This window comes from Bariatricus sp. SGI.019 (genome assembly GCF_050315235.1).
Taxonomy (GTDB): domain Bacteria; phylum Bacillota; class Clostridia; order Lachnospirales; family Lachnospiraceae; genus JAFBIX01.
Genome location: NZ_JBNPOQ010000024.1, coordinates 1 through 21,802, shown reverse-complemented (window position 1 = coordinate 21,802; position 21,802 = coordinate 1). Strand labels below are relative to the sequence as shown.

Annotated in this window: 27 protein-coding genes and 3 pseudogenes; 13 read left to right on the top strand and 17 right to left on the bottom strand. The window is 42.6% G+C overall.

Going from position 1 to position 21,802, the window contains the following annotated elements; all coding sequences use genetic code 11:
• Positions 1-215: 215 nt before the first annotated feature.
• The 8 genes and pseudogenes from ACQRD1_RS12950 to ACQRD1_RS12915 all read left to right on the top strand — a co-directional run bounded on the left by ACQRD1_RS12950 (position 216) and on the right by ACQRD1_RS12915 (position 3,964).
• Positions 216-443, top strand: coding sequence for a hypothetical protein (locus tag ACQRD1_RS12950; RefSeq protein WP_008705329.1), 228 nt, complete (start codon positions 216-218; stop codon positions 441-443).
• Complete coding sequence (locus tag ACQRD1_RS12945; RefSeq protein ID WP_008393122.1) at positions 436-654, top strand: hypothetical protein; 219 nt, start codon at positions 436-438, stop codon at positions 652-654. Before ACQRD1_RS12950 ends, ACQRD1_RS12945 begins: the two co-directional genes overlap by 8 nt.
• The gene (locus ACQRD1_RS12940; protein ID WP_024853999.1) at positions 651-848 is read left to right on the top strand and encodes a hypothetical protein; all 198 of its coding nucleotides are present in this window, start codon (positions 651-653) and stop codon (positions 846-848) included. Before ACQRD1_RS12945 ends, ACQRD1_RS12940 begins: the two co-directional genes overlap by 4 nt.
• Before the next feature lie 2 nt (positions 849-850).
• Entirely contained in the window at positions 851-1,930 is a 1,080-nt protein-coding gene (locus tag ACQRD1_RS12935; protein WP_024854000.1) for a site-specific integrase, read from the top strand.
• A 3-nt stretch (positions 1,931-1,933) separates the two neighbouring features.
• The gene (locus ACQRD1_RS12930) at positions 1,934-2,326 is read left to right on the top strand and encodes a plasmid mobilization protein (RefSeq protein ID WP_044925303.1); all 393 of its coding nucleotides are present in this window, start codon (positions 1,934-1,936) and stop codon (positions 2,324-2,326) included.
• A pseudogene (locus ACQRD1_RS12925) lies at positions 2,313-2,465 on the top strand (ParA family protein); the annotation flags it as partial. The gene ACQRD1_RS12930 and the pseudogene ACQRD1_RS12925, both read left to right, overlap by 14 nt.
• A 35-nt stretch (positions 2,466-2,500) precedes the next feature.
• Positions 2,501-2,707 carry a hypothetical protein gene (locus tag ACQRD1_RS12920; RefSeq protein ID WP_427787718.1) on the top strand — a complete coding sequence of 69 codons (207 nt, stop codon included), beginning with the start codon at positions 2,501-2,503 and terminating at the stop codon, positions 2,705-2,707.
• A gap of 150 nt (positions 2,708-2,857) precedes the next feature.
• Positions 2,858-3,964 (top strand): ADP-ribosylglycohydrolase family protein, encoded by a 1,107-nt coding sequence (locus tag ACQRD1_RS12915; RefSeq protein WP_081678812.1) that lies wholly within the window; start codon positions 2,858-2,860, stop codon positions 3,962-3,964.
• On the opposite strand, the gene ACQRD1_RS12910 is transcribed toward ACQRD1_RS12915, so the two are convergent.
• From ACQRD1_RS12910 to ACQRD1_RS12855, 12 genes and pseudogenes are all read right to left on the bottom strand, one after another.
• A complete protein-coding gene (locus ACQRD1_RS12910) occupies positions 3,887-5,743 on the bottom strand; it encodes a recombinase family protein (protein WP_001820670.1) in 1,857 nt (618 codons plus the stop codon). The two genes, ACQRD1_RS12915 and ACQRD1_RS12910, sit on opposite strands and share 78 nt — an antisense overlap.
• Before the next feature lie 54 nt (positions 5,744-5,797).
• Positions 5,798-5,989 carry a hypothetical protein gene (locus ACQRD1_RS12905; RefSeq protein WP_001820669.1) on the bottom strand — a complete coding sequence of 64 codons (192 nt, stop codon included), beginning with the start codon at positions 5,987-5,989 and terminating at the stop codon, positions 5,798-5,800.
• Between the two features lie 71 nt (positions 5,990-6,060).
• Positions 6,061-6,291 carry a YdbC family protein gene (locus tag ACQRD1_RS12900; protein ID WP_001206986.1) on the bottom strand — a complete coding sequence of 77 codons (231 nt, stop codon included), beginning with the start codon at positions 6,289-6,291 and terminating at the stop codon, positions 6,061-6,063.
• 45 nt (positions 6,292-6,336) lie between these two features.
• Positions 6,337-7,191, bottom strand: a complete 855-nt coding sequence (locus ACQRD1_RS12895; protein WP_000743700.1) for a ParB/RepB/Spo0J family partition protein — start codon at positions 7,189-7,191, stop codon at positions 6,337-6,339.
• An 8-nt stretch (positions 7,192-7,199) separates the two neighbouring features.
• Positions 7,200-8,165 carry a MobV family relaxase gene (gene mobV / locus ACQRD1_RS12890; RefSeq protein WP_001820668.1) on the bottom strand — a complete coding sequence of 322 codons (966 nt, stop codon included), beginning with the start codon at positions 8,163-8,165 and terminating at the stop codon, positions 7,200-7,202.
• 517 nt (positions 8,166-8,682) lie between these two features.
• Positions 8,683-9,715, bottom strand: a pseudogene (locus tag ACQRD1_RS12885) (AAA family ATPase).
• Positions 9,716-9,869: 154 nt separating this feature from the next.
• Positions 9,870-10,344 (bottom strand): annotated as a pseudogene (locus tag ACQRD1_RS12880) (RNA polymerase sigma factor).
• Positions 10,345-10,427: 83 nt separating this feature from the next.
• The gene (locus ACQRD1_RS12875) at positions 10,428-10,853 is read right to left on the bottom strand and encodes a sigma-70 family RNA polymerase sigma factor (protein ID WP_000323895.1); all 426 of its coding nucleotides are present in this window, start codon (positions 10,851-10,853) and stop codon (positions 10,428-10,430) included.
• Positions 10,854-10,947: 94 nt separating this feature from the next.
• A complete protein-coding gene (locus tag ACQRD1_RS12870; protein ID WP_105116765.1) occupies positions 10,948-11,457 on the bottom strand; it encodes a sigma-70 family RNA polymerase sigma factor in 510 nt (169 codons plus the stop codon).
• A 490-nt stretch (positions 11,458-11,947) separates the two neighbouring features.
• Positions 11,948-12,118, bottom strand: a complete 171-nt coding sequence (locus ACQRD1_RS12865) for a cysteine-rich KTR domain-containing protein (protein WP_226896997.1) — start codon at positions 12,116-12,118, stop codon at positions 11,948-11,950.
• 54 nt (positions 12,119-12,172) lie between these two features.
• The gene (gene tet(O), locus ACQRD1_RS12860; protein WP_008399617.1) at positions 12,173-14,092 is read right to left on the bottom strand and encodes a tetracycline resistance ribosomal protection protein Tet(O); all 1,920 of its coding nucleotides are present in this window, start codon (positions 14,090-14,092) and stop codon (positions 12,173-12,175) included.
• Between the two features lie 366 nt (positions 14,093-14,458).
• Positions 14,459-14,833 carry a TnpV protein gene (locus ACQRD1_RS12855; protein ID WP_001129922.1) on the bottom strand — a complete coding sequence of 125 codons (375 nt, stop codon included), beginning with the start codon at positions 14,831-14,833 and terminating at the stop codon, positions 14,459-14,461.
• A 29-nt stretch (positions 14,834-14,862) separates the two neighbouring features.
• On the opposite strand from ACQRD1_RS12855, the gene ACQRD1_RS12850 reads away from it, so the two are divergent.
• Both ACQRD1_RS12850 and ACQRD1_RS12845 read left to right on the top strand, forming a co-directional pair.
• Positions 14,863-15,189, top strand: a complete 327-nt coding sequence (locus ACQRD1_RS12850; protein ID WP_200822138.1) for an SseB family protein — start codon at positions 14,863-14,865, stop codon at positions 15,187-15,189.
• Positions 15,173-15,841 (top strand): SIMPL domain-containing protein, encoded by a 669-nt coding sequence (locus ACQRD1_RS12845; protein WP_114001570.1) that lies wholly within the window; start codon positions 15,173-15,175, stop codon positions 15,839-15,841. The genes ACQRD1_RS12850 and ACQRD1_RS12845 overlap by 17 nt, the downstream gene beginning before the upstream one ends.
• Positions 15,842-15,907: 66 nt before the next feature.
• Here the strand turns inward: ACQRD1_RS12845 and ACQRD1_RS12840 are convergent, their stop codons facing one another.
• Together ACQRD1_RS12840 and ACQRD1_RS12835 are read right to left on the bottom strand one after the other, a co-directional pair.
• On the bottom strand, positions 15,908-17,266 hold the full coding sequence (locus ACQRD1_RS12840) for a relaxase/mobilization nuclease domain-containing protein (RefSeq protein WP_114001569.1): 1,359 nt from the start codon (positions 17,264-17,266) through the stop codon (positions 15,908-15,910).
• Entirely contained in the window at positions 17,233-17,556 is a 324-nt protein-coding gene (locus tag ACQRD1_RS12835; protein ID WP_026650133.1) for a MobC family plasmid mobilization relaxosome protein, read from the bottom strand. The genes ACQRD1_RS12840 and ACQRD1_RS12835 overlap by 34 nt, the downstream gene beginning before the upstream one ends.
• Positions 17,557-17,838: 282 nt before the next feature.
• Here ACQRD1_RS12835 and ACQRD1_RS12830 point away from each other — a divergent pair, with 282 nt between their 5' ends.
• Complete coding sequence (locus ACQRD1_RS12830) at positions 17,839-18,594, top strand: 8-oxo-dGTP diphosphatase (RefSeq protein WP_049946956.1); 756 nt, start codon at positions 17,839-17,841, stop codon at positions 18,592-18,594.
• A 72-nt stretch (positions 18,595-18,666) separates the two neighbouring features.
• On the opposite strand, the gene ACQRD1_RS12825 is transcribed toward ACQRD1_RS12830, so the two are convergent.
• The 3 genes from ACQRD1_RS12825 to ACQRD1_RS12815 all read right to left on the bottom strand — a co-directional run bounded on the left by ACQRD1_RS12825 (position 18,667) and on the right by ACQRD1_RS12815 (position 20,078).
• On the bottom strand, positions 18,667-18,960 hold the full coding sequence (locus tag ACQRD1_RS12825; RefSeq protein WP_026650130.1) for a hypothetical protein: 294 nt from the start codon (positions 18,958-18,960) through the stop codon (positions 18,667-18,669).
• Positions 18,961-18,993: 33 nt separating this feature from the next.
• Positions 18,994-19,548: an ImmA/IrrE family metallo-endopeptidase gene (locus ACQRD1_RS12820; protein ID WP_055182584.1), complete on the bottom strand. Its 555-nt coding sequence runs from the start codon at positions 19,546-19,548 to the stop codon at positions 18,994-18,996.
• Between the two features lie 77 nt (positions 19,549-19,625).
• The gene (locus tag ACQRD1_RS12815; RefSeq protein ID WP_427787715.1) at positions 19,626-20,078 is read right to left on the bottom strand and encodes a helix-turn-helix domain-containing protein; all 453 of its coding nucleotides are present in this window, start codon (positions 20,076-20,078) and stop codon (positions 19,626-19,628) included.
• Positions 20,079-20,272: 194 nt separating this feature from the next.
• Between ACQRD1_RS12815 and dinB the strand changes: the two genes are divergently transcribed.
• Both dinB and ACQRD1_RS12805 read left to right on the top strand, forming a co-directional pair.
• Positions 20,273-21,517 carry a DNA polymerase IV gene (gene dinB / locus ACQRD1_RS12810; RefSeq protein WP_044924451.1) on the top strand — a complete coding sequence of 415 codons (1,245 nt, stop codon included), beginning with the start codon at positions 20,273-20,275 and terminating at the stop codon, positions 21,515-21,517.
• A gap of 20 nt (positions 21,518-21,537) precedes the next feature.
• Positions 21,538-21,777 carry a hypothetical protein gene (locus ACQRD1_RS12805; RefSeq protein ID WP_026650126.1) on the top strand — a complete coding sequence of 80 codons (240 nt, stop codon included), beginning with the start codon at positions 21,538-21,540 and terminating at the stop codon, positions 21,775-21,777.
• Positions 21,778-21,802 lie beyond the last annotated feature (25 nt).

Below are 21,802 nucleotides of genomic sequence, written 5' to 3'. Positions count from 1 at the left end.
CAGACTGTTTTTTTGTTGCCTGCATTTAGAAAACAGATACCACAGAAAGGTTCTTTACTTTCGATGAGCTTAAACTCCATGACACAGTAATCACACTGATGGAGAATTAAAAAACAAGAAAATTTGATAAATTTCGGAAAATGATGTCCGATTTTGCATCTGCCAGTACAGAGTATATGAAGAGATAAATATTCAAAACACAGGAGGTACTGATTATGCAGAATAAATTATTTTTAAAGGCAGCCGATATATGTGAACTTCTGGAAGTAAAACAGACATCGGCTTATGAAATCATCGGAAATCTGAACAAGGAACTGGAAGAACAGGGCTACCTGACGCTTAGAGGAAAAGTTCCGACAAAGTATTTTGTGAAGCGTTTCTACGGAGTAGAAGATACTTGTGAGATTCCACAGGAAGAGGGAAAGGAATGGTTTCATGCGTAAGAGAAAAATGTATTTATCAGTGGAAGACATTGCAGAACTCTTTGGATTATCAGTTTCGTTTGCTTACCGGGTAGTGGAAAGAATGAATGCCGATCTGGCAAGCAAGAACTATTATGTGATTCTCGGTCGGGTGCCAACCCGCTATGTAGAGGACAAGATCTATGGTCTGGAACATGTTGAGCAGTATTTGAAGGAGGATAAAGCGGTATGAGTATGATGCAGGAAAAAATGTATATGGATGTGGATGATGTGTGTGCAATTCTTGGAGTTTCAAAAACTTATGCATATAGTCTGATGCGAGAATACAACAAAGAATTGAAGGCAAAAGGCTATATTGTAGTAGCTGGAAAAATCTCTACGAAATTCCTGGCAGAAAAGATTTATGGCATGAAAGTCGAGGATTAGCAATGGGGGTTTACAAAGAAGGAAAAAACTGGAAAGTACAGGTCTATTACAAAGACTGGCAGGGAAATCGGAAAAGAAAACAGAAAAGAGGATTCAGGACCAAGGGTGAAGCTAAGGAATGGGAAAGAGATTTCCTGCAACAGCAGAGCCAGGGTGTGGATATTGAATTTGGAAATTTTCTGGAGATTTATTACAAAGATATGGATGTCCGTCTCAGAGAAAACACTATGTACACGAAGCGATATATTATTGACCTGAAAATCAAGCCTTATTTTGAAAAGAAGATTCTCAGTGAAATTACGGTGGCAGACGTCCGTGCATGGCAGAATGAGTTGCTGACGTATAAGGATAAGAATGGAAAAGGATATTCTCCTACTTATCTGAAAACAGTGAACTGCCAGCTGACTGCAATCTTCAATTATGCAATGCGGTATTATAACCTGCAGGATAATCCCTGCAGGAAGGCAGGAGCGATTGGCAAGAGTAAAGGAGAACCGAAGGACTTCTGGATGCAGGAAGAGTTCAATGCTTTTCTGGAGACAGTAAGTGATAAGCCGGAGACAAGAATGGCGTTTCTTTTGTTGTACTGGACCGGAATGCGTATCGGTGAATTGCTTGCACTTACTTATAATGACATCAATCTTGAAGAGAAAACCATATCAATCAATAAATCTTATCAGAGACTGAAAGGAAAGGATATGATCACGCAGCCGAAAACTCCAAAGAGTATCCGTGTGATTACGATGCCGGATTTTCTTGCAGAGGAATTTCGGGAGTATTGCAGTCATTTGTATGGAATTATGAAAAAGGAAAGACTTTTTCGGTTTACCAAATCGCATATGGAACATTGTATGGCTACCGGAATCGAGCGGTCTGGTGTAAAGCGGATACGACTTCATGATCTCCGCCATTCCCATGCCAGTATGCTGGTTGATATGGGGGTGGCTCCATTGGAGATTGCAGAACGCCTTGGACATGAAAAGGTGGAAACCACGTTGAACACTTATTCACATCTGTATCCGTCTACACAGAGTAAATTAGCAGGTTTGCTAGATAAGAAACATGAGGAAGAGGAGGAATAAGCGATGGCTGGTGACAGACATGGAAAACACAACACAACGACCATTTCTTTTCGGGTGAATTCTTATGAAAAAGCAACAATTGAAGAACGAGTGAAAGTGAGCGGAATGAAAAAACAGGATTATATCGTCCGATCATGCATTTACAATCATGTATGTGTTGTTGGAAAGAAAGAAACAATTGAGATTATCCGGTCAGAAATGAAGGAAATGAGTTTGGTTTTGGAGGATGTGGCAAAAGATTTGAAGTCTGAAAAACCAGTTATTTCAGAACCGGTTCTTGATAGTATGACAGAACGGTATCTTGCATTTTTGGAAGCAGCATTATGGATGCTGAAAGGTTCAAGTTATTTATGGGAGGATAAAAAGGATGGAAGAGAAAGTAATGAAGGATTGTAAAGTGCTGGCATTGTGTTCACAAAAAGGCGGGGTTGGCAAGACAACAAGTTGCGTGAATCTGGCAGTCGGACTTGCAAAAGCAGGGAAGAAAGTGCTTGTGATTGACAATGATCCGCAGGGAAGTATGACAGCAAGTCTTACTATGTTCAGAATAACATGGCAAGGCTTGTTAGAATGTTTATCCAGACATTCTCTGTAAATCCGGGGAATCAAGATGGTCTTGATGAGAACTCAATTAAGGATATTAAAACATTTGCTATGGGCGAAGGGACGACCAACAGCCCTAATCGGGTTAATTATTATGCTTTAATGGCAATTTGCGATGTGGCAAGAAAAAAATATGGTACGCCAGTATGGTCAGAACAAAATGAAAAATATTAGAGAAATTAGTGTCGGTGCAATATTGTACCGGCATTTTTATTTTCTGAAAGTGTCGCCCAAACAGCGACCATATGAAGATGCCTTTTAATTATACTCATATTGTAACAGAGAAAGAGAGGTGCCGGAGTAATCCGGGAATTGGAGGCATATATGTACGGAGCAATTTTAGGAGATATTATAGGAAGTCCGTTTGAGTTTGACAGAGGTGATAAAACAAAGAATTTTGATTTGTTTAGTGAAGGCTGTGGCTTTACAGATGATTCTGTTATGACAATAGCAGTTGGAGAAGCTCTCCTGGCAGTCGGACCGGAAGCAGCAGTAAAGAAAATTGAAGATGCGGTAGCATCCAATATGCAGGATTGGGGAAAAAGATATCCACATGCAGGCTATGGTGGATGCTTCAGACATTGGCTTAAAGAAAATAATCCGAAGCCATACGGAAGCTATGGAAATGGTTCAGCCATGAGAGTGTCAGCGGTAGGCTGGCTTTATGATTCGATGGAAAGAACCAGAGAGGTAGCTAGAGCTACAGCGAATGTGACACATAATCATCCAGAAGGTATAAAGGGTGCAGAGTCAACTGCAAGTGCAATATATATGGCAAGGAATGGATCTTCAAAAGAAGAAATCAAAGCTTATATCGAGAGGGAATTTCATTATGATCTGAGTAGAACATTGGATAATATCCGAACCTACTACCATCATGTTGAAAGCTGTCAGGAAACAGTACCAGAGGCAATCATCGCATTTCTGGAATCCAAAGATTTTGAGGATGCCATACGGAATGCAGTATCACTTGGTGGAGATACGGATACGCTTGGTGCTATTACAGGAAGTATTGCAGAAGCATTTTATGGGATCCCAGCTGTGCTGATTGCAGAGTGTAAAAGCCGGATTGATAAGGGACTGATGACGGATGTTCTTGATGAATTTGATCATGTACTTGGCAGGAGCGTGGATACTTATTCAGATGAAGTGGATGAGACACAGGCAAATCAGATGATTGAGGCAGCAATCGACCAGTATTATATTCAGCAGGATAAAAATGGAATGCTGTTATTTATGGAAGTTATGGTAACAAGAATGCAGCAGGCAGGAGAAGTTATTGTTCCATATATCACGGAAAATCCTTTTATGTCGGAAGAACAGATAAGTAAAGTAAAGGCTGGTGACACGATTTCAGTCGGTCATTTTTTGCGGACAGTTCATACATGCTATCCTTTTCTGTTCTCTGCTCCTGCGTTTGCTCTCGTTTGATTTCTCCCTCCGTATCTTCTTGGCACAAGCAGGACAATACCTTGATGCACCAGAGCCCGGGACATATTCAACGCCGCACACCGTACAATTTTTAGCGGGCATTGCTGCCCACCGTTTTGTAGGTATGATATGTAATTCATCGACAAAGCCGATGAATTTATAGTAAATCTTGATTTCCTGCTTCACTGTTCCGTCTGCCATCTTCTCACGCTCCGAAACAAGTATCTTGTCTATGAGTGCGTTTATAACTGTTGCATCCAGTTCTTTTAAGCCTTGATAATTTCGGATAAGGGCGAGGAAGTCACGGATTCCCCGTGATTTCTCGTAGCTTTCATTAAGAGTTTCCGTCACCTCTTTCAGCCTTGCTTCAATTTCAAGCTGCTCTTTCTGGTATTTCCCCGACATCATCTCAAAATTCCGCTCGGTAATACGCTCCATGACCTTATCCTCGTAGAGAGAGGAAAACAGCCTGTCCAGTTCCGCAAGGCGTTTGTTCAGCTTCTTACGTTCTTTCTCTAATGCTTTCGCCCTGCTCTGGTCTGTTTCCGTGAGCCGCTTTTCTATGGCCCTGACCGCCTTTTCATCATTCACTGCCATATCCGCAAAACAGTTGATGTCGGCAAGAACGGCATTGAATAAATCCCTTGCTTCTATATTGTGGGCACTACACTCGCTTCTTCCGTTTCTTGCATAATTATTACATGAATACTGTACACAGTCGATAATCTCTGGGCGTTTCCTCCTGTGTACGTTCATTGCCCGCAGAGCACATCCGCAGTCCACACACTTGATAACGCCTGCAAAAATATTTACAAATCCTCCCTTGTTCTGTGGAAGCCTACGACTTGTAATAAGCTGTTGGACAATATCAAATTCCTCCTGCGTGACTATTCCCTCATGGGTATTGGGTATCACTTCCCATTCTTCGGGCAGCTTAGAGGGGCGTTTCTTGCTTTTCATATTGGCGGCAATCCGTTTGTAGCCTACAAGATTTCCCGCATATATCGGGCTTCTTAAAATGCTCCTCACGCTGTTCCCACTCCAAATATAGCGTTTGTCCTCGTTCCCCTCAAAATGACGTTCAAAGCCTGTTTCGCCACGCTCCGCCGCATAAGCGGCAGGGCGTAGGATATGCTGTTTATTAAGATGTCTGCAAATTTTGGCAACTCCATTCCCTTTTAATGCAAGGTCGAATATCTCTTTTACAACATGTGCCACTTTATCATCTATCAGCAGATGGTTGTGGTCGGCAGGGTCTTTGATATAGCCATAAGGGGCGGTAGTTCCCATGAATTTCCCCTGTTGAAACCTCGCCCGATATGCCGATTTTATCTTAACAGATATGTCAGCGGCATACATTTCGTTTAAAATGTTGCGGAAAGGCGTGATGTCCATAGCAGATTTATTCAAGGTATCTACGCCGTCATTGACCGCTATATACCTCACGTTATGCTCTGGGAAGAAAACTTCCAGATATAACCCACAATCAAGATAGTTTCTCCCCAGACGGGATAAATCTTTCGTAATCACGCAGTTTATCAGACCGCTTTCAATGTCTTTTATCATATTCTGGAAACTTGGTCTTTGGAAATTTGTACCAGAATAACCATCGTCCACATACGTTTTTGCTATGTGCCATCCCTGCTTTTTCACATAATCCGTGAGGATGGATTTCTGTGTCGCAATGCTCGCACTCTCGTTATCCGTACCATCGTCTTTAGATAAGCGGCAATAAATGCCGACTAAATAGATTTTCTTTTCTTCTTTGATTCCTGCCATACTGTAAAACCTCCGTATCTGTCCTATCTGTTTTCATGTCCCATTGCGTACATTCTAAGCGGACAGCCCCTCATTGTCGAAGGTGTCGCCCTCGGCAATCTTCTTCCGAATATCCTCGGAGATAATCGGGACAAACGCTTCTGTAACGGTCTGTGTGCCGACATATTCACGGCTGATTATCATCTGCACTGGTGCTTTTGGCACGATACGCTTTCTCTTTTTATCTGCTTTCTTATCCTCGCCCATACTTAAATCTTCCTTTCCAGACAGGGCAGGGAAGAGTTTGGAAATGTCCCCGCCCTGCCAATCAGATACCATTAATCCTCGCTGTTTAATTCTTTCTGTAATGCTTTAAGGAGTGCCGCCGCTTCATCAGCGTTCAGCGTGATTCCCTTGCCGCACTTTTCACGGTTCGGGGAAAAGCTGCGGATGTCATACTTCGGCTCTTTCCCATTCCATGAAATGAGATTGATTTCCTTTGTGTAGCCACTGTCGCCCGTAGACAATACTGCGATTTCCTTTACGATTTCATACTGGATTTCTCTCATTCTCCATACCTCAACTCTCTGTATTTACTTCCCGAAAAAAGAAGATTAGCGGCTGTCACGGTTGCGTTTCCTCTGCAACTCACGCTCCAAAAGTTTGATGATGGTTTCCTCCATCTGCTTCGGCGTTGTGTTCTTCGGAAAGTATTTTTTCAGCTTGCTTGTGTTGATTTTCAAGGTTTCTTTCTGGTTGCCCTTTTCCTCCGTCATAATCGCAAATATCGTATCCATGTCAAGCCGCCCGCTCTGGCTTAACTGTTTCATCCGCTGTGCCTGTGAGAGTGAGGGCGTTGCTTCTTCGCTCTCCATCGTGGCAAAGAGGTTTTCCTGCTCGTCTTTCTTCAAGAAGGACAGTTCCACCGCAGGCGTGAGGGCGATTTTCCCCTCGTCCACCATCTGCAAAATCGGCGGTATCAGTTCCGTCAGGCGGATAAAACGCTGCACGGTCATCCTGCCCACGCCGAAGCCCTGTGCCACCTTGTCGTCCGTCCGCAACTTCGTCACAACTTGTGACGAGGTTAAGTCTGTGCGGAAACCCTGCCGCTTCATGGCTTCGGATTTCATCTTGTAAGCAAACGCCCGCTCCGATGGCAGGATATTCTCACGCTGCAAATTGCTGTCTACAAGGGTGATGATGGCTCGGTCACGGTCTAAGGGCAGGACAAACGCAGGCACGGTATTTATCCCTGCAAGTTCAGAAGCACGGACACGCCGCTGTCCTGCAATCACTTCATAACCGTCCCCGTCCTCTTTCGGGCGTGTGATTATCGGCGTGACAATGCCAAATTCCTTGATGCTTTCCGCTAACTCTGACAGTGTTTCATCTTCTGCCACATGAAACGGATTGTCGGGGAACGGGTACAAGTCTTTGGTCTTTAACACCTTAAAATCCTGTTTCTTCATTCACATATCTACCTTTCTTTCGCTCTGCTTCTATGATTTTTCTGCAATTCTTCCAACACTTCGGGCGGTATTTTTGACAGCAGCCGCCCCATCTGCTCGTTGGTTCTCTGCAATTCAAATATCTTCTGATTCGCTTTCTGCACCTTTAGTTCCTGCTCGTACTTTTCATCACGCATACGCCCCGCATAGTCTGATTCCTGCCCAATTCTCTCTTTCAAACTGTCGATATACGCCTGCTGTTTCCCGATTTCCTTAGAGAATTTCTCCACGTCTGGCAGCCATGCAGAGAGTAAATCTAACGCTTTATCCCTTTTCTTCCCTGCGTTAAAGGCGTTGATGTCGGATAGGGCAGACACGATTTCTTCATACTGTTTATCAAGCCTGCCGCCTAATTTATAGAGCCATGTGGGGACGTGTTTCCGCTTGGTTTCCATTGAGGACTGCCCCCGTTCAAGCTGATTCCACCGTGAGGACATCCGCTCATGGTAGGCGGTCTGCCACTCGGATAATGATTTCTGGTTGCCTAAGATAGCTTTCGCTGACAGCTTATTGTCTGGCGTAATCGGCACAAAGCAGAGGTGCATATGGGGCGTTCTCTCGTCCATATGGACGACAGCGGAGAGGATATTCTGCTTTCCAACACGCTCCGAAATGAAGTCAAGAGCCGTCTGGAAATACGCTTTTTGTTCTTCGGGCGGTAACTGGTTCATAAATTCTGGTGAAGCTGTGATGAGCGTTTCCACCATCATCACGCTGTCTTTCCTTGTCCTGCACCCCGCTTCGGCTACCATGCGGTTAATCTCTTTCTTGTAGGTGTACTTTGGTGGTGCTATGAGATGGTAATTGTTTTTAGAGCGTTCCATATCTATATCTGGGTTGCTTTTGTAGGCTTCTTTCTTCCGCTCGTTGTGGCGTTCACAAGCCGCAACGCCGCCCGCTTTTCGTTTCTGGAAACGCAGGATTGCATAAGGCATAGGCGGATTCCTCCTTTCTTTCGGCGGGTGACCGTCCTTTGGGGTGACAGCGGTGACGGTGGTGACAGCAGTTTTGGGATACCCCCTGCCGACTGCCGCAACTGTCACCCTCACCCCCTGCATGACGGTCATGTCGATGATGACGGTGTTTTTGGGATACCCCCCTCGCAAGAGCCGTCACCGTCATGCCGCCATTCTTTTATCCGAAGCCGTAAGGCGTAGGATAGCAGGGCACAGCCCTGCCTTAAGGGAGTCCAGAGGGAACGTCTGGCACACGACTTTGCAGGGCAAAGTGTAGTGTGTTACACCCTGTAAACGCAGTCGGAAAAATCGGAATGATTTTTCTGACCGCAGGGGTGGTTTTACACGACCGAAAAGGGCGAGTAAATCTCACGCCTGCATTTTGCGTTTACGGGGTGTTCTCCCGTAGGGATGACAGCGGCAGGGTATCCTAAAATCACTGTCACCACCGTCACTGCTGTCACCCGCAGGGCAGAGCCGCCAGCTTTACATGGCTTTAAGCGTCAATGACAGTAACAGGGGGGTATCCTAATATCGCTGTCACCACCATCACCGCTGTCACCCGCCCTCCTTGCAAGGGCAATCCGCCTGCCGTCTTTCCTGCGGCTGTACTGGTAGCAGATACGGTTCTCGCTTAAAAATGTGGTGCGGTATTCATTCAGCCATTTCGTAATCACCGTGGGTATGGTTTCCGTTTCCCCCATAGCGGCTAACAGTTCCGTTGCCGTGCCTATCCATTCTTCCTTATCCCTCATAAAATCCACCAACCGAAAAAGGACATCTGGTATCGTTTCTTTCGCAAGCTGCTCCTGCGTTTTCCGCTCCACAAGCTCCCAACGGCAATCACGGAAACGCAGCGTGTATTCCTGATAAGGCGTGTCCCTGCCCGTCACATACAGCTTGGCGGTGTCAGACGCACGTTTCTCCTTTTCCAGAACAAAGGTAGCGTCCGCACTCCCCGTTAATCCTGTCGTCCCAGACACCTTGTTGAACACGTCGCTGTCATTCTGCTTTCGGATGTGGTGTACGACAATGACCGCCAGAGAGTGCCTGTCGGCAAAGTCTTTGATGAGGGAGATGTCCCCATAGTCGCTTGCATAGGCATTGTCTTTTGAAGCTGTACGGACTTTCTGCAAGGTATCAATGACAATGAGCCTGCTGTCTGGGTAATCTTTCAGATAATCTTCAAGCTGCACGATAAGACCGTCTGACAGCTTGCAGCTTGCCACGGCAAAGTGGAGCCGCCCGCTTGCTTCGTCCGTCAAACGAAATAACCTGTCCTGTATGCGGCAGAACGTGTCCTCAAGGCAGAGGTAAAGCACATCGCCCTCCATTGTCGGCATATCCCATAAAGGGATTCCCTGCGACACGCATAAGCATAGCTTCAGCATGAGCCAGCTTTTGCCTATCTTCTGTGAGCCGCAGAACAGCGATAAGCCTGTCGGGATAAGGCTGTCCACCACAAAGGATGGTTTCTCAAGCGGTTCATAAAGGAGCGTTTCGGCGTTGACTGTCTGTAACTTCTGCATGGCTTTCCTCCTTTCGGGCGGTGTCTTTGTTTTCGTTGCACATAGGCGTTGACCTCCTTAAAAATAGATTTACTCCCACGGAAAAAAGTGAGAGTATGTAATGCCGCCAATCCCACACAAATAAAAAACAGATTTCTTTTTCGGGCGGTGTCGGTCACGGTTGGAGATATTTCTTCAATTTCCGCCTTTACTTTCTCCTTTGCAATCGCAACAGATTTCTGTATTGCCGAAGCGGTGCAATGCTCCATAGCGGCGATTTGGTAAAAATTGAACTCATACTCGTAGTAGAGCAGGAAACGCCGCCTTTGTATCTCTGGAAGGCTCCCAACCGCCTTATAGAGCGTTTCATTCCGTTCTTCCTCAACCATGCGTTCATCAAGGCTCTTAGGCACACGCAACGCCCGTCTGTAAAGGGTTTCGTCCCATACCTCGTTAAACTCCCTGTGCCGCTCGTCCCATTAGAAAAGATTCCTGTTCCTGCGCTCCATCTGCCGAAACTCCATAAAGAACTGTTCCGACACTTCCAACTCGTGGGATTTGCCCTGCCCGTCCTTAAAGCTGATAAAATACCTTGTGCCGCTTTCCGTGGATTCCTCCCGAAGCGTGTATGCCTTAACCCTGTATGCCATCCTGTTGTCCTCCTGCAAAAAATGAGTGAGGGGATTTCCATCCCTCACCCAGTAGCCCGCAGGATGGCAGGCTGTTTTAGAAGCTATAAAATTTTCCGCAGCTTCTTCCGCAGATGGTCTAACCTCGCATAGATGGCACCAGTCGTCAAATGCACAAGCGGGGCAATCTCCTTTGTGGAATACCCCTGCATTTTCAGCAGGACGATTTTCAAGGTACGCCCGTCCACCGTGACTAATACTTGATAGAGATTTTCGCTCTCAATCTCTTCCAGTAACTCCGCAACCGTACCCACTTCCGCCTGCCGCTCCCTGCCTGCCATGTCCTCAAGATATTCCGCAACGTCATTCGTCCATCGGTAAAACCGCCTGTTGGAATTGAAGTCTGCCCTGTCCGCCATGCGTATCTGCTCAATGGTCGCTTCATCAACGCCGCACTCACGCAGCAGCTTTTCCTCCGCTTCTTTCCAGATACGCCATTTCCTGTCCTCCCGTCCGTGGTTGTATGCCATTCTTACTTCCTCCAATCAGAATTGATTGAGAGGGCAGAGAAAAGCCCCCTCATCTTCCCAAAGGAAAAAACAAGGGGGCTGAACGCCTTAAATTTTAATTTTCTATTATCTTTCTTAGTTTTATTAGGATTCTGGCTTTGCGTTTGTTTACAACGCTCTGGGTTATGCCCAACCTCGCCCCGACTTCACGCTCGGAAAGTCCGTCAAAAAAGATTGCCTGTATCAGCTCCTGTTCACTATCCGACAGCAAAGGCAGGGCGGCTTTCAGCCTGTCCACCATGACCGCATTGACAACGGTTTCTGCAATGTCCACCGCTTCATCAGTGATAAAGTCCAGAGGATTCCCCTCGCTGTCCGTAAATCCGTCGAGAGATAGCAGTCTATTCTTTGTATCTAATTTTTGCAGATAACGCCACCGTTCCTTGTCACGGTAGAAGTCTGTGTATTGCTCCCTCACGACTTCAAGCAGACAGCCTTGAATGGGGATAAACAGCTTGTCCATATAGGTCTGGTCGGATTCCCTGCAACGGCAGAACTCCGTGTAGGATAATTCCACATAGCCGCCACTTTCTCTGATATATACCTTTCTTGGTGCATATTTCACCATAAATACCTCCCATCTGAATTTTTGAAATGTAAAAAATCCAGATGGAGAGGCGGAGAACGACACCGCATATCAGAAACAGCCCTACGGCACTTTCCAACAAAAATCGACAAAAGAAAAACCGCAAAGGCTCTGTGACCTTTACGGTTATAGGAAATAGTAATTCTATTGTATGGAGATTGTACTTCTACTTTCAAGGTGAGAAGTACCGTTGCACTGGCAGAAATTTTTTTAACTGGTTTCCTGCCGTTCTCTGATATGCTATGTATTGATAAATTTTGCTTCGTATGAGCAGATAGATAACTGCCCGAAAAAAGGACATAAAAAAAACCCTCCAAATTTAAAAACAAATTCAGAGGGTAATTTAGGGTATAACAAAATAACCCACCCGAATATCGTTTTTTTTATTTGGTGAGTTTGTTCTTTCAAATACGAAACAAAAAGAGCCGATGATTCGTGAATTGTTCCACAATTTCATCGGCTCTGCGTCTTAAGCGTCTGGCTCTTTGATGACAGTTATCTTCAAGTTGTCAACTTTAATCAATCTTTCTTGTCTGCATTTTGGACAATAAAGGGGATAATTCTTCAAAACAGTGTCCTTCCTAATTTTATTACGGGTTTTGCTCCCACAAACAGGACATAATATCCATTCGCATTTCATCATAATTAGCTTCTAATCCTTTCAAATCTCATTTTATATGACTTTTGCAAGCTGTTAGGCTAACTTGTGGAACATATGCCGAACCTTATCTATACGGCTATTCGGGCGGCGGGGTTGGCAAATAAGTTTACCAGTAGCTGGCTGGTATCCTTTTAACTCTGTCAAGCAGACTCCCTGCCCATTTGTGAAATAAGTTAAATCGTTCCTGTATTCTTGAATACATCTAGCAGGGATTTCTCCTTTCAGAATGACCTCGTCATTCTTTATCTGAGTACTTACAATATCTGCACAATACCTTGGAGCATCATGATACGCCCGTGAGAGATATTCCTGCGGTGCATAAATTTCAAAGTGGAGATATGGCTCTAATAGTTCTGTCCCTGCTTTTTTTAAAGCCTGCTCCAATACGATAGGGGAAAGCAGCCGAAAGTCTGCGGGGGTACTTACAGGACTATAATACAATCCATATTCAAAACAGATTTTACAGTCTGTCACTTTCCATCCATACAGCCCCTGCTCGCAGCCATAAAGAACCCCCTCCATAACCGCATTTTGGAACGATTGGTTTAAATATCCAAGTGAAACTCTGCTTTCATACTGCACTCCACTTCCAATAGGGAGCGGCTCTATGGACAACCCGACAGAAGCCCAGAAAGGATTTGGCGGGACTTCTATGTGGATGGTATATTCTGCTTTTCTAAGCGGTCTTTCCATATATATAACAGTAGGCTCTTTTATTTCTGCCTCCACATGATATTTTTCCTCAAGGATGGCACAAATGACTTCCATCTGCACTTTCCCCAAAAAAGAAAGTATAATCTCATGCGTTGTAGTATCCACATAATATTTTAAAAGAGGGTCGCCATCTGAAATTTCTGTAAGTGCCCCAAGCAATATTTCCCGCTGTTCAGATTTCTTTGCTGCAATCGTTGTTTGGAGCATAGGGAGAGGATTTTCAATAAATGTTCTCTGCGGCAACAGCATTTCGTTCCCCAAAATACTGTTTAGCTGCAAAACATCATTTGGTAAAATTACAATATCACCAGAGCAGGCTGTATCGGATGAACATAATTCACCGTTTGTCGGAACACACATCTCTGTGATTTTTATTTTCTCTTTTTCAGATATTTTAATAACATCCCTCAAATGCAATGTTCCGCTATATATACGCACATAAACAAAACGCCGCCTTTTCTCTGAATATTCAATCTTAAAAACCTGCCCGCATAGTTCAGATTGACCTTCAGGCGTTGATGAATAAAACTTACTGGCAATCACTTCTATAAGCTGCCGAATCCCCAGATTGTTTTTAGCGCTTCCGTGATAAACGGGAAATAACGTTCCGTTTTGGAATCTCCTGTTTTCTTCCTGTTCCAGTTCTGACATTTTAAACGGTTTCCCTGACATATATTTCTCTAATAGTTCATCGTTTCCCATAATTACCGCATCCCACTGTTCCATATCGTCATTGTCCGTTACATTTATATGAGGATGCTGCCCAACCTTTTGCTTCACTATAATTTCCGAAGAAAGCTTTGCTTTCATTTCTTGATATACCATTGGCAAATCAATCCCCTCTTGGTCAATTTTATTGATGAAAAAAATTGTCGGAATCTTCATTGTCTGTAGTGCATGAAACAGTATACGGGTCTGTGCCTGTATGCCATCCTTTGCAGAAACTAATAATACTGCTCCGTCTAATACGGATAAAGAACGGTATACTTCCGCCAAAAAATCCATATGGCCTGGCGTATCTATAATGTTGACTTTTACATCCTCCCACTGAAAAGATGTCACTGCTGTCTGGATAGTGATTCCCCTTTGACGCTCCAAATTCATTGTATCTGTCCTTGTTGTGCCTTTATCTACGCTCCCTGGTTCTGCAATTGCACCACTGGTATACAATAAACTCTCCGTTAATGTTGTCTTTCCTGCGTCAACGTGAGCCAGAATGCCTAAGTTAATTATTTTCATGTGATTTTCCTCCTATCAACACCCAAAAAAGGGCATAAAAATACCCAGTGATAAATACTCCTATCACTGGGTAAATAACTCCAATAGCCCCAAAACACTTATATGTTTTCGGGCATATAAAATTACATGATAAAAGTATTCTTAAACTGGGTACAAAAAACTAAGCCCCATATTAAAAGTGAAACGGGACTGCTACTTTTTGTTCCCACTATCAAATTGACAGTTTATTTAAGAATACCTTGCCGCATATTTATTAACTCCTTGTATAATACTGAATCTAATTATATTCCTTAACCCTTTATTTGTCAAGCTGACAAACTAAAGCAGAAAAAGCGGCAGGATTTCCCCCTGCCACTAATCATCTGTTTATGCAAAAATAATTTCCTTTTCCACAATCTCCCTCGCACAAGCCCTTATGTTATTGAGGCATCCTGTCCATTCTAAGGCGTTTTCTGCCTTTAGCTGTTCCGTTATGCCCTGTGCCTGTTTCATACCCTCTATGAGCCTTTCAAAGCGTTCCTGTGCCTGTCTGTTGATGTCGGCAAGGTAGGCGTTTAGCCTGCCGCTTGTAAGAAGATTGGTGTATGTAACTTTACGGTACTGTTTTAGATAATCTAAATGCCGTTGCCCCCAGATGCCTATTGCCTGTTCTTCTTCGGCGGGTACAGTTAAGCACGGTATCAAATAATCCCCTTGCCTTTCGTATTTGCCGCCCAGTTCCTCAAATAATGATTTTGCCATTGTCTGTTACCTCCACAATTTTTTTTATTTTGAATGTCCGCAAAATCCGTCCTACATCGCTTGACCATGATGTAAGACTTAAAATAGAGACTGTAAAAGATGCTGATGAAAAAGAATGGATTGGAGTATTTACATCTTCTGAAGAGATGCATAAGGGTTCTGCTGGAAATGTGCAGATGAATCAGTCTATTGAATCAATACTTCGTCTGGCACTTAATTGGGAACAGGTGAATGGAATTGTGATTAATCCGTTTGGTAAGTATATTCAGATGACAAAGAAGATGATAGAGCTTTTAATCAATGGGTATGAATATAATGAGAATGAAAGGAAGAGCAAAGATGATGAGAACAATTAAAGTTACAGGAAAAGGGAAAATAGCAGTAAAGCCGGATAAAATCCGGTTATATGTCAACAAGGAAGAACTTTGCAAAGAATATGAAGATACTCTCCGAAGGTCAACAGAAGATACAGAGCTTCTCAAGGATTTGTTTGAGAAACTTGGTTTTCAGAGAAAAGACCTTAAAACAGTATATTTTAATGTCGATACAGAATATGAAAGCTATCAGGACAGAGATAAGAGCTGGAAGCGAAGATTTAAAGGTTATAAGTATAATCACCATATGAAAATAGAGTTTGCAGCTGATAATAAAAGATTAGGGCAAGTCCTTTACGCTTTGGCTCATAGCTCATTAAGGCCAGAGTTTTCTATTGAGTATACAGTGGCAGATGTAGAAAAATGTAAAAATGAGCTGTTACATAAAGCAATCGAGGATTCCATTCAAAAGGCACAGGTGCTTACAACAGCAGCAAATGTGAAATTGGGTGAAATACAGGCAATTGATTATTCTTGGGGAGAGATAGATTTTGTAACAAAGCCATTGAATGAAATGAGATTAATGGAGTGTACGGAATGTGAAATGAGTGCACCGGGAGCATATGATATAGATATTGAGGCAGACGATATTAATGTTATTGATACGGCAACTGTAATATGGGAAATTGCATAAAGAGGAAGATATAAATAGATTAGACGAAAAGCAAGAGGCACCGTTAAAGTAGGTACCTCCTTCTTTTTAGAGAGTTAGCTCTTTTTCTGATATGGGAATTTGCATCTCCGGAGCATTAAGTAGTGCTGTGAAATTCTGTCTAATGATATTCAGTGTCTTCTGCTTTTTCTGCAATTCTTGTTTTTCCCGGACAGTAGCAGCTTGTTCAGATTCAAGATTTTCTATCCTCTTCTGGATTTTATTAGAGCTTGGGATTTTGGTAACACCGAGATCCTGAAGCTCTTTTTTTAGTGAATCGTGCAGTTGGTATTCTGCTTGATGTTTGGTTCGGTATGCTTTTGGATTTTTAGCAGATTTGCAATCTTCAATCACTTTTCGGCAGAGACGGTAAGAATCACAGTGTTTTTGAATGATTTTCTGTGTGCTCAGCTCACTGTTGATTTGCGTTATTCTTTGATCAGCCGCTTTAACAGAAGCATCAACATCAGAAACATGCTGTTGGAAATCTTCATAATTCAGCAGGTTATTTTCGGAAAGATAGTTGAAGGTGCGTGCCGCTTCTTTCAGGTTATTTAGTTTTGCCCATCGTTCAAATCCTTCTCGATTGCCGGTCGTAACATAAGTGGAGATATTGATATACAGGCGAGCTTCTCTGGACAGATGCCTTGGAGCTTTTATTTTGTTACGGTTTTTTGCCAAACGGATGCGGACATTTTCTTCTGAATAATAGCTTCCAAGAGATTTCATATAAGTGAAGTTTTTCTGTTCCGGTGCACAGAAGGACAGGTGTTTTCCCTGTCGGACTTCATATCCGGCTAACTGCATTTTTTGTAAAAATTCCTCATAGTTGATGGAAGTCCAGATTGCTTTATCAACTGCAACACGTAGCTTGGCTTTCCAGCTGGTGCCACGATGATATTCCATGTTCTCCTTATAACTTTTGCCTTTTTCTCCGGTTGGCATACTGGTGGCAAGTCCATTTTCATGGCAGATACGATTACTGATCCGGCAGATTTTATGGTAGCTCCGCTTATTGGAAACATACTTGTGATGATCAACAAAACTTGCTGCATTAAAGATGATGTGGTTATGGATATGATTTTTATCAACATGGGTGCTTATCACATATTCATATTTTCCTTTCAGTACTTCGTTTGCAAATTGTTGCCCTAAGCGATGGGCAGTTTCGGCATCAACTTCTCCAGGTTTAAATGACTGGATCAGATGAAATGCCAGGTTATCACCTTTGTCCATTCCATTCTTTTTTGCCATTTCTCTTGTCATAGAAAATTCAAGATCTGCAGTTTCCGGGGAACAGCCAAAACTGGAAACTAACAGTTTTTCATCTGTTTTATCTGGATTCGTGATGTAGTCCAGAGCTTTCTTGTCTGTTACTTTAATTGGGAAGATCTTAAGATACGCCATAATTCTTTCACCATCTCTTTTAATTCTTGCTTTTCTTCCGGATACAGATCACCGGTGCTGTTTACTTTTTTGGCAATCTGATTAATATTCACACCGATCTTATGCATTTCCTCATACTGTTTCTTCAGTGGAGTGGTATCGGTGTTGACGATGTAACCGTCGATTGCCATTTTACGAAGATAAGCTCCCATATTTTTTGTCTTTGATTCAATCATCTTTCTACGAATAAGCTTTTTTTCTTCTGGGGAAACACAAAACAAAATCTGTATATTTCTTTTTCTCTTTGCCATAGGCAGATTCTCCTTTCTTTGGTTCTTCGAAGTAGTGACTTCTGTGTTTTTAATTTAGGGCAGGGTTCCCTAAATTGCTGGTTTTCCGGAAGTGTATATACACTTCCTGTCCTTGCTATTTACCGGTGGCACAGCCGCCGGAAGAGAGTCTTAAAAAAGAACCCTCTATAAATAAGGTACTGAGAGAAGAAAAAGAGGACATCGAAGCTCAGAAGTATGACGCAAGCATGATTCTGTGGTATAGTAAAATCTGAATGAAAAAGAAGAAAAGAGGTCAAACCGATGTCACGGAAAAACCATAAGATGATAGATGGGAGATTACTGCAAACGAATAAGAAGTATTCCCAGTTAAAAATGAAGCAGAAAGAAAAGATTGCGGAATGGATGTTTCAGGCAACCAGAGATTATTATATGAAAAAATGTACTTTTCCGAGTGACAAACATCTGGAAGAAGTGGTGGATTCTGTTTATGAAAAAATTGAAGATGCAGAAATCTGGATTCCGTATGGAGAGGTCTTCAAGCATTATAAATCCAAACGATCGGATATCAACAAACGTGTCAGAAAATCTCTGAATGAAAAAGAAGAGAGTCAGATTGAGAAGGTCTGTTTTATGAATATGTGTATGATTCAGGATCATAAAGGGAATGTACTGGCTCTGGATAAAGTAAATGATAGCTATACCGGTACAACTTTTCCAGGCGGTCACGTAGAAGCAAATGAGATTTTTCAGAAATCTATGATTCGGGAAGTCTGGGAAGAAACAGGACTTACGGTTGAAGCACCGAAGCTTGGAGGATTATATCATTGGCATAAGAGCGGAGTGCACTATGTTATTACCTTGTATAAAGCGGATAAGTTTACCGGAGAATTAAAGAGTTCTGAGGAAGGAAGAGTTTATTGGATTCCGCTGGAAGAGTTAAAAACAAAAGAACTTGCTACAGGTATGGAACACGTTTTGCGGATTCTGGAATCAGAGAAGGTGGACGAGTGCTATATGCATCTGGAAGCAGATGGATATGTGGGAGACTTGTATTAAAGAATTACATGAGAAATGGCTGCCTGCTCATTGGAGAAAAGACAGCCATTCTTTATAAGATACATCATTCATCTATTCTGTTTTTTGCGGTTCGTTTTTGGAAGTGAAATTAATATATTTGGCACGTTGTAAAATTGAAATAACTGCATCAATGCTTTCAGGATTGGAGAAGCTCATGATAAAAGGTTCTTCTTTAAATTCCATGGGTTCGAACCCAGGATTCTGATCTGGATTCTTGAGTATATGGATGGGACGTGCACTCTGATTATAAAATGCCAGTTGTGCGGAATCTGTAGTGTTACCGATGACACCAATGCCTACATCCCCTTTTCCAAAGTCTATTCTATGTTTATTTAAGTTGATCATTTTCAAAAATCTCCTTTTTCAAAAATAGCATATTTAGTAATTTTCTATTATTCCCGAAGTAGGGATATCTTTTAAAAAGTCACTGTTGGAAGTAATCGGAGAATCTACAATCTGAACACCGCTACGTTTCATCATTCGGAATTTGAAATCAAGAAGTTCCGGTGGAACTTTCAGTTCAGCTGCAGCCTGGAAAAATGACATATCAGCGTTAAGCATCTCCAGGACATCTTCATCCTCCAGAAGATAATCAGCGGCAAAGCAATTCGCTTCATATTCACATTGTGATACTCCATCGAATAATTCAAAATCATGAAAACACTTGATCTGAAGGGTTTTCTGATGAAGGAGTGCGTGCCCAATCTCGTGGATCAGGATAATCTGCTGTATGATTTCCGGCAGATCGCTGTTAATGACGATGCAGGTCTTTCGACATTCCCGCATACAGAAGCCTTTACAACAGTTTGGATCAGTTCCAAGCGGAAGCTTCTTAACAATAATATGCATAGCGGCTGCAAGGCGGTACGGATCACTTTCCTGATATTTTGTTTTTACTTTATTAACAGTGTCTCTTATACATTTTGAACTCATAAAAACACCTCGATATTTCATAAGATAGTTTGCTACAAGTATAGAGTAGCAAAAGTGCTGTACGAAAATACGGACACCTATGAATCACTTTCCGTTTCAGTGTTTTTCTTTTTCCGTCCAAATGTCTTTTTAGCTTCCATCTTACAGGAAAGATATGCTTTGGTTACAGCTTGATAGAAAGCATCTTTTGCTTCTTCGTCAAGTTCGCCACCAGCGAAAAGAGCACGGTTGGCTTCGAGAATCTCATTGATGTCCTTGGCTCCTTTTTCACCAAGCTGTCCATTGACTTCATCAATATAATCCATTTTTTCAATTCCATAAGAAGGATCTGTAATCTCGTCATGTTTTAAATAATCATAAGAGACATTTAATGCATGAGCGAGCTTTCTCATAGTAGAGATTCGTGCGATGGTGCCGGAACTTTCATAAGCTGCGATCGCACGCTGGGATACGCCGACCAGTTCTGCAAGTTCTTTTTGTGTCAGATGATTTTGTTCTCGTTGATATTTAATCTTGTCTGAAAAATTCATAGTGGGATCCTTTCCAAGTTTTTGAAATCGTAACTTCATCAACTTTATAAAAACTATTGACAGAGTTCATTATCACGTATAAAATACAAACAAATGTTCGTGAAGTTAGTAGAAATTATAATCTATAAACTTCACAAAGTCAATATGAAGCAAAGAACTTTTATTATGATTTTTAAGACTGGTAGGTGAATGTTATGAGCAGGACAATTCTTCATTCAGATATGAATTGCTTTTACGCAAGTGTTGAGATGCTGCATCATCCAGAACTTGCCGGGAAGCCGATGGCAGTCGGTGGTGATCCGGAAGCAAGACATGGAATTGTGCTGACTGCAAACTATATTGCGAAGCGAGCCGGAGTAAAAACAGGCATGGCATTGTGGCAGGCAAGACAGGTTTGCCCAGAAATAATCTTTGTACCGCCTCGCATGGATCTTTATTTGAGGTTTTCCAGAATGGCACAGGAGATTTACAGTGAATACACAGATCAGAGAGAACCATTTGGGATTGATGAAAGCTGGCTGGATGTGACCGCCAGTACTTCTATCAAGGGAGACGGAATGAAGATTGCAAAAGAGATCAGCAGTCGGATTAAATATGAACTGGGGGTTACCGTAAGTATTGGTGTTTCCTGGAATAAGATATTTGCAAAGCTCGGTTCTGATTATAAAAAGCCGGATGCCATTACAGAGTTTTCCAAAGACAATTACAAGGATATTGCATGGAAACTTCCAGTAGGTGATTTACTCATGGTCGGAAGAAGCACTGAACGGACGATGAAGAAACTTGGCATTTGTACAATCGGAGATCTGGCAGGAGCAGAACCTTCTATATTAGAAACATATCTTGGAAAGATGGGATTGGTACTTCATACCTTTGCAAATGGATGGGATGAAACTCCAGTTTTGGTAGAAGGATATAAAGTACCGATCAAGTCTATCGGGAACAGTACAACAACGCCAAGAGATCTTGTTAGTGAATTGGACGTGAAGATTATTTTGATGGCTCTTTCAGAAAGTGTAGGAGCCAGGCTTCGTGAAAATGGTTTTCAATGCAGGACAGTAGAAATCTCGATTCGGGATAATGGATTGTATCATTTCACGAGACAGTGCAAGTTGGACAGGGCAAGTAATCTTACAGAAGAAATTGCCAGAACTGCATTTGAGTTATTCCAGAAAAACTATAATTGGGAACATCCAATTCGTAGTCTTGGTGTTCGAGGATGTGATCTGGTATCAGAAGAGATGCCGTATCAGCTTGATTTATTTATGGATGAAACGAAGAGAGAAAAAATCAAAAAGATGGACCAGGTGGTAGATGAGATCCGTGGAAGGTTTGGCTATCAGAGTATTCAGAGAGCATTTATGTATCAGGATAAGATACTGGCACAGCTGAATGCTAAGGAACATACGGTTCATCCACAGGCATATTTTCATGGATAGGAGAGAGCAGGTGTTTTGTAATGACAGCTAAAGTGTATGTAGATGTCCTGGCAGTATTCAGCCGGGAAGGAGAATTGATCCCTACAGCGTTTGTCTGGGAAGATGGACGTAAGTATGCGATTGATAAGGTTTCAAAACCGGAGCGTTGTGCCAGCCGAAAAGCTGGCGGAACCGGATATCGTTATACCTGTCAGGTGGGTGGAAAAATCTGTCATCTGACTTATGAAGAAAATTATAAATGGTTTATGGAACGTAAATAACGGCGTCCTAAAAGGGAGCCCTGAA